We start from the raw sequence: 6,253 nt of genomic DNA, 5'->3' as shown, positions 1-6,253 counted from the left end.
ATAGCGCGTGTTGGGAGTTCGAATCTCTCCACCCCTGCCATATTAAAGGCCTTAGCAGAAATGCTGAGGCCTTTTTTACGTTTAATTGCTCAGATGCAAAGCAGCGGATTCCCCTAATACCAAAATAGCGCGTGTTGGGAGTTCGAATCTCTCCACCCCTGCCATATTAAAGGCCTTAGCAGAAATGCTGAGGCCTTTTTTTAGGTCTAATGGATCTGATACAAAGGATAAGGTTCTCGTAATATAAGACTAGTCATATTGTACTTTAAGATTTAAATTCAAGTATAAATATGACTTTTATTCATATTCTCTTTGTATATTCTCAATTAAAGCAAAGCGAGATAGTGTGATAAAGTTACGGCAATATTAGAGGAGAAAGATATGAATTCGACTATTGAAACTATGCTTAACCATCGCTCAATTCGTAAGTTTACCAAGCAATCTATCGCCTCTGAGCAATTAGAGTCTATCTTGTCTGCAGGTATCTCAGCATCATCATCTAGCTTTCTCCAAACTACCTCGATCATTCGTGTTACCGACCCTACTAAACGTGCTGCATTGGCTGAGTTTGCCGGCGGGCAAAAATATGTTGAAACGGCAGCTGAATTTTTAGTGTTTTGTATCGATTATCAACGTCACTTTCAATTATCACCCGAAGTGAAACCAGAGTTCACTGAACTGACATTAATTGGCGCGATTGATGCCGGTATTATGGCGCAAAACACATTACTTGCTGCAGAGTCTCTAGGGCTAGGTGGTGTTTATATTGGCGGGTTACGTAATTCACCTAAAGACGTCGATGAATTGTTAGGTCTTCCGAAATATTGTGCGGTGATGTTTGGAATGTGTTTAGGTTACCCAGATCAAGATCCAAAAATTAAGCCTCGTTTACCACAGAAGGTCATGATCCATCAAGATGAATACCAACCGCTTTCAGAGCAAGCGGTCGCAGAATACGACGCTGAGACTAGTCATTATTATCAGACGCGCGGTAGTAATCAAAAATCAGGATCTTGGTCGGATCATATTAGTAATCGACTAAGCCAAGAGTCACGTCCGTTTATCCGTGATTACTTAAATTCCAAAGGGCTAGCGACGAAGTAATTCATCTTTAAACAAGTATAAAAATGGCCTGTTACATGATAAATATAGCAGGCCATTTTGTTTATAGAATTTCAATTAGCTAACAGTTGATGATTAGGCCAAGTTTTGGATAACCACAAACTTTTCAAGTAGCTGATCTTCCGTTTCTATATGCTTAGGATCGGTAATGATGCAATTGTTAATTGGGCATACCGATTGGCAGGTAGGTTTATCGTAATGTCCTTTACATTCAGTGCATAGGTTATGATCAATTTCATAAATGCTATCACCCATGCTGATTGCGCCATTTGGGCATTCGGGGTCGCACATATCACAATTGATGCACTTATCTGTAATTAATAAGGCCATATTACTTTGCTTCTGCTGTCGCGACTGAAACTGGATTACGCGTATTTTGTCCATTAGACAGATTACGCATTAATAAACCGTAGCTTAAATCTAGATCTTCCGGTACTGGGATAAATACAAAGTGTCCGTTACCTTTGGCGTCATCCACTTTTTCTGACTTACGATTTTCCATTTCTTCTAAAGTGAAGTTGATATTTCCGTTTGGTGTCATTAGCTCTAAGCTATCACCTAGCAAGAATTTATTTTTCACTTCAACTTCAGCTAAATGTCCACGGCGTTTACCAGTAAATTCACCAACAAACTGTTGAGAGTCCGATACTGAATATCCGTAATCATAGTTTTGGTATGAATCGTGAGTATGACGACGTAAGAAGCCTTCGGTATAACCACGGTGAGCAAGGCTTTCTAGTGTACCCATTAGGCTTTCATCGAAAGGTTTACCCGCTACCGCATCATCAATCGCCTTGCGATAAACTTGAGCAGTACGTGCGCAGTAATAGAAAGACTTAGTACGGCCTTCAATTTTTAATGAATGAACTCCCATTTTGGTTAAGCGTTCAACATGTTGGATCGCACGTAGATCTTTCGAGTTCATGATGTAGGTACCATGCTCATCTTCAAATGCCGCCATTTTTTCTTCAGGGCGGTGAGATTCTGACAGTAATACTACTTCATCAGTTGGTTTACCAAGGCCTAAGGTATTTTCAGGACGTTGCTCTTGAACTTCAATACCTTGTGCTTGGCTTGGATCGAATTGTTCAACGATCTGGCCAGCATCATTTTCGGTGCCTTTTTCTACTTTATATTCCCAGCGACAAGCATTCGTGCACGTTCCTTGGTTTGGATCTCGTTTGTTCATGTAGCCAGATAACAAACAACGGCCAGAGTAAGCCATACATAGCGCGCCATGAACGAAAATTTCTAATTCAGTTTCTGGGCAATGTTCACGAATTTCTTCAATTTCTTCTAGAGAAAGCTCACGCGATAAAATCACACGCTCAACACCTTGAGTCGACCAGAACTTCACAGTTGCCCAGTTAACTGCATTGGCTTGAACTGATAAGTGGATTGGCATTTGAGGAAAAGCTTCACGTACCATCATGATTAAACCTGGATCCGACATGATCAACGCATCCGGCCCCATATCAACGACGGGCTTTAAGTCACGAATAAAAGTTTTAAGTTTCGAATTGTGTGGTTGGATATTACATACCACATACAATTTCTTACCTAAAGCATGCGCCTCATCGATACCGATTTGCAGGTTTTCATGATTGAATTCATTATTACGTACACGCAGGCTATAACGTGGTTGTCCCGCGTAAACCGCATCGGCACCATAAGCGAATGCATAGCGCATATTTTTTAGGCTGCCAGCAGGAGACAGTAGTTCTGGTTTAAACATAATGTATTTCTCTAGGTCTGATTTCAGGTCAGATTTATACCACCAAGCGGTATAAATTAAGGGAGCGAATTTTACGCCAAGTTAAGAAGAAAAGCGAGAAAAGCACAAAGGAAGTAGGGAATAAAAAAACAACAGTGCTTTGCGGTGTCACAAAGCTCTGTATCGTTGAGAGGAGCACATGATTAGTCGTTTTTTGGTAATCCACCTAGTGCATCAAATAGTTGTGGGAAAAATGCGTCGAATTCACTGCACATTAGAACAAAATCGGCATCAAAACGTTGCGCTTGGTCTTCACGAGGAATGTCTTCATTGGTGTCTTTTAATTCATCGTTGAACTTTAAACGTTTAATGCTTGCATCGGCCGCCAGTACAAATTCAATACGTTCCTGCCAATCAAGTGCCAGTTTTGTTACCACTTTATCGGCAGCGATATGGTTTTGAATTTCTTCTGCGCTTAGTTCTTGTTTCTTACAGCGAATGATCCCGCCTTCTTCTTGCAGAGAGTGGAATTCAGCTTCATCTAATAGTTGCAGGCCTTGTGGTAGGTCACCGGTTTTTACCCACTCGGTTAAGCTGGTTTCAATTGCAACTTCAGGAATAGCTGGTACAACGGGAAGACTTCCTAAGGTTTTGCGTAGTAGAGCTAGCGCATCTTCTGCTTTTTTACTGCTGCTTGAGTCCACCACAATAAAACCAAGTGTTGGCATGATTAAAATTGATGTGAAGTTATGACGACTAAACGCGCGTGGTAACAAGTCGATTAAGATTTCATCTTTAAGATCATCTTTTTCTTTTTTCTTAAGAGGTCGACCTTCTTGCTGCTCAAGCAGATCAATTTTATCTTGTAGAGAGTCTTTAATAACGGAGGCAGGAAGCAGTTTCTCTTCTTTTTTTGCTTTGATCAGAATGTGATCACCAGCGATGTGAGTTAATACATCTGAGTGCTTATTCAGTACACTCGTCCAACCAAACTTTTGCTTATCTTGGCTACCACAAGGCGTGAACTTAAATTCAGCGAGTTGAGATTCGAGCTTATCAACATCAAAGTTAATTTCACGATTGAAACGGTACACTAAACAATTCTTAAACCACATAACTCTCATACACTCAGTCTGGAAATTGGACGCCTATCATAGAAGATTTATTCACTTAATCAAAGTGAAGGAGAGAATTCAAAGCAGTTCTGACTTAAAGAAATGGTGCCTATGACAAAATAACCATGATTGGTTGACAGTTATATGAAAATTACTTTGCAGAAGTCACAAAACTGTCATACTTAAGACACATAATAAGTAGCAGATTAATTTTGGCTAATTTAAATTAGTAAAGTAGACGCGAAAGGATTTTTGGGTATGTCGAGAAGAATTTTGGTTGTTGAAGATGAAGCTCCTATCAGGGAAATGTTGTGCTTTGTTTTAGAACAAAAAGGGTATCAACCGGTTGAAGCTGAAGATTACGATACCGCCATTAATAAATTGTGCGAACCCTATCCGGATTTGATTTTATTAGATTGGATGTTACCAGGTGGTTCCGGTATTAATTTTATTAAACACCTTAAGCGTGAAGAGCTAACCCGAAATATTCCTGTCGTGATGCTTACTGCACGTGGTGAAGAAGAAGATAAAGTTCGCGGTTTAGAAGTGGGGGCGGATGATTACATTACCAAACCTTTTTCTCCTAAAGAACTCGTTGCTCGCTTAAAAGCGGTTATTCGTCGTGTTACACCTACAGCAGTAGAAGATGTCATTGATGTGCAAGGATTAAAACTTGATCCTGTTTCTCATCGTGTGACAGCAAATGATTCTCCACTCGACATGGGGCCGACTGAGTTTAAAATGCTACATTTCTTTATGACGCATCAAGAGCGAGTCTATAGTCGTGAACAGTTATTGAATAACGTTTGGGGTACTAATGTTTATGTTGAAGATCGTACGGTAGATGTCCATATTCGTCGCTTGAGAAAAGCGTTGGAGCAAGAGGGACATGATAAGCTTGTTCAAACTGTACGTGGTGCTGGTTACCGTTTCTCAACACGAGCTTAATTTATATTTTATCCGAATGACGGAGTATCTAACTGAATGGTTGAAAGGTTAACCAGAAAAAAGCTAGCTTGGTCGCTGGCTTTTTTTTACCTTCCGTGGCTAATAATTGGCTGGTTTTTTGGTTATATGGGCTGGCTCTTATTTGCCGCTACCGTATTACAACTCTTATGGCAATTTCATAACCAAATACGCTTATCTGAATGGCTGTGGGATGAAAAACGCTTGAGCCCACCTTCAGGTACTGGCCATTGGGAACCCGTATTTAACGGTATTTATCACTTGCAACAAAAGCAGCGTCGTCGTAGAAAAGAACTCGCTAATTTAATTCGTCGTTTTAGAAATGGTGCAGAATCCTTACCCGATGCCGTGGTGGTATTTCGCAGTGAAGGTAATATCGTTTGGTGTAATAAACTTGCACAATCGCTGCTTGGCTTTCGTTGGCCAGATGATTCAGGGCAACCGATCGCTAATTTAATTCGTACGCCTGATTTTATTAAATACCTTTCTAAGCAAGACTTTACTGAACCGCTTGAAATGCTATCTCCGCTTACGCCTGAGCGTATTTTAGAATTGCGTATTGTGCCTTATACCGATGGTGAGCACTTGATGGTTGTGCGTGATGTGACGCAATTAAAACAACTAGAAGGGATGCGGAGAAATTTCTTTGCTAATGTTTCCCATGAATTAAGAACGCCAATGACGGTATTACAAGGTTATCTTGAGATGACTGAAGATCCTGAAATCTTAGCAGGACCAATGTGGTCGAAGGCACATGGTGTGATGACTGAACAATTATCTCGTATGAATGCTTTAGTCGAACAATTACTGACACTCTCTAAGATTGAAGCATCACCGATTCATGAGCTTGATGAAATTGTTAATGTTCCGGCGATGTTAGAGATTTTAGAAAAAGAAGCTATTGCATTAAGTGGCGATAATCAACATAAAATCGTGTTTGATATCGATAAGAACATGATGGTATATGGTGATGAAGATCAGCTACGCAGTGCCATTTCAAACCTTGTATATAACGCGGTTAAGTACACCCCTGCTGGGGCAGATGTACATGTTAAATGGTATGAAACATCTAATGGTGCATGTTTATCGGTTGAAGACTCTGGAGATGGTATTGAGCCTCAACATATTAACCGATTAACCGAACGTTTCTATCGAGTAGATAAAGCTCGATCTCGTGAAACAGGTGGTAGTGGGCTTGGTTTGGCGATTGCTAAGCATGCATTAAGTCACCATGAATCTTATTTAGAGATCACCAGTGAAGTCGATAAAGGTAGCTGCTTTTCGTTTGTATTGCCCAAAAAGCTTATCGCGCGCTCAACTTTATAACTTACAAAGG

6 protein-coding genes are annotated in these 6,253 nt (G+C 40.4%); 3 read left to right on the top strand and 3 right to left on the bottom strand.

Features of this window, described 5'->3' with window-relative positions:
- Positions 1–381 precede the first annotated feature (381 nt).
- On the top strand, positions 382–1,104 hold the full coding sequence (gene nfsA, locus ACN0T8_RS04700; RefSeq protein ID WP_417879457.1) for an oxygen-insensitive NADPH nitroreductase: 723 nt from the start codon (positions 382–384) through the stop codon (positions 1,102–1,104).
- Between the two features lie 93 nt (positions 1,105–1,197).
- Here the strand turns inward: nfsA and ACN0T8_RS04695 are convergent, their stop codons facing one another.
- The 3 genes from ACN0T8_RS04695 to rdgC form a co-directional block, all read right to left on the bottom strand.
- Positions 1,198–1,452 (bottom strand): YfhL family 4Fe-4S dicluster ferredoxin, encoded by a 255-nt coding sequence (locus ACN0T8_RS04695; protein ID WP_027696743.1) that lies wholly within the window; start codon positions 1,450–1,452, stop codon positions 1,198–1,200.
- Position 1,453: 1 nt separating this feature from the next.
- A complete protein-coding gene (gene yegQ, locus ACN0T8_RS04690) occupies positions 1,454–2,857 on the bottom strand; it encodes a tRNA 5-hydroxyuridine modification protein YegQ (protein ID WP_417879456.1) in 1,404 nt (467 codons plus the stop codon).
- 182 nt (positions 2,858–3,039) lie between these two features.
- On the bottom strand, positions 3,040–3,951 hold the full coding sequence (rdgC, locus tag ACN0T8_RS04685; RefSeq protein WP_417879455.1) for a recombination-associated protein RdgC: 912 nt from the start codon (positions 3,949–3,951) through the stop codon (positions 3,040–3,042).
- Between the two features lie 258 nt (positions 3,952–4,209).
- Between rdgC and phoB the strand changes: the two genes are divergently transcribed.
- Together phoB and phoR are read left to right on the top strand one after the other, a co-directional pair.
- A complete protein-coding gene (gene phoB / locus ACN0T8_RS04680) occupies positions 4,210–4,899 on the top strand; it encodes a phosphate regulon transcriptional regulator PhoB (RefSeq protein ID WP_237296403.1) in 690 nt (229 codons plus the stop codon).
- 36 nt (positions 4,900–4,935) lie between these two features.
- The gene (phoR, locus tag ACN0T8_RS04675) at positions 4,936–6,243 is read left to right on the top strand and encodes a phosphate regulon sensor histidine kinase PhoR (RefSeq protein WP_417879454.1); all 1,308 of its coding nucleotides are present in this window, start codon (positions 4,936–4,938) and stop codon (positions 6,241–6,243) included.
- Positions 6,244–6,253: the final 10 nt, after the last annotated feature.

The sequence above is a fragment of the Vibrio sp. genome (genome assembly GCF_048266485.1).
Taxonomy (GTDB): Bacteria; Pseudomonadota; Gammaproteobacteria; order Enterobacterales; family Vibrionaceae; genus Vibrio.
This window is presented reverse-complemented; position numbering and strand designations above follow the sequence as displayed.

Excerpts from the sequence above, each read along its gene's own strand:
- phoB (WP_237296403.1), top strand. The coding sequence starts at position 4,210 with ATGTCGAGAAGAATTTTGGTTGTTGAAGATGAAGCTCCTATCAGGGAA.
- phoR (WP_417879454.1), top strand. The coding sequence starts at position 4,936 with ATGGTTGAAAGGTTAACCAGAAAAAAGCTAGCTTGGTCGCTGGCTTTT.
- rdgC (WP_417879455.1), bottom strand. The coding sequence starts at position 3,951 with ATGTGGTTTAAGAATTGTTTAGTGTACCGTTTCAATCGTGAAATTAAC.
- yegQ (WP_417879456.1), bottom strand. The coding sequence starts at position 2,857 with ATGTTTAAACCAGAACTACTGTCTCCTGCTGGCAGCCTAAAAAATATG.
- nfsA (WP_417879457.1), top strand. The coding sequence starts at position 382 with ATGAATTCGACTATTGAAACTATGCTTAACCATCGCTCAATTCGTAAG.
- ACN0T8_RS04695 (WP_027696743.1), bottom strand. The coding sequence starts at position 1,452 with ATGGCCTTATTAATTACAGATAAGTGCATCAATTGTGATATGTGCGAC.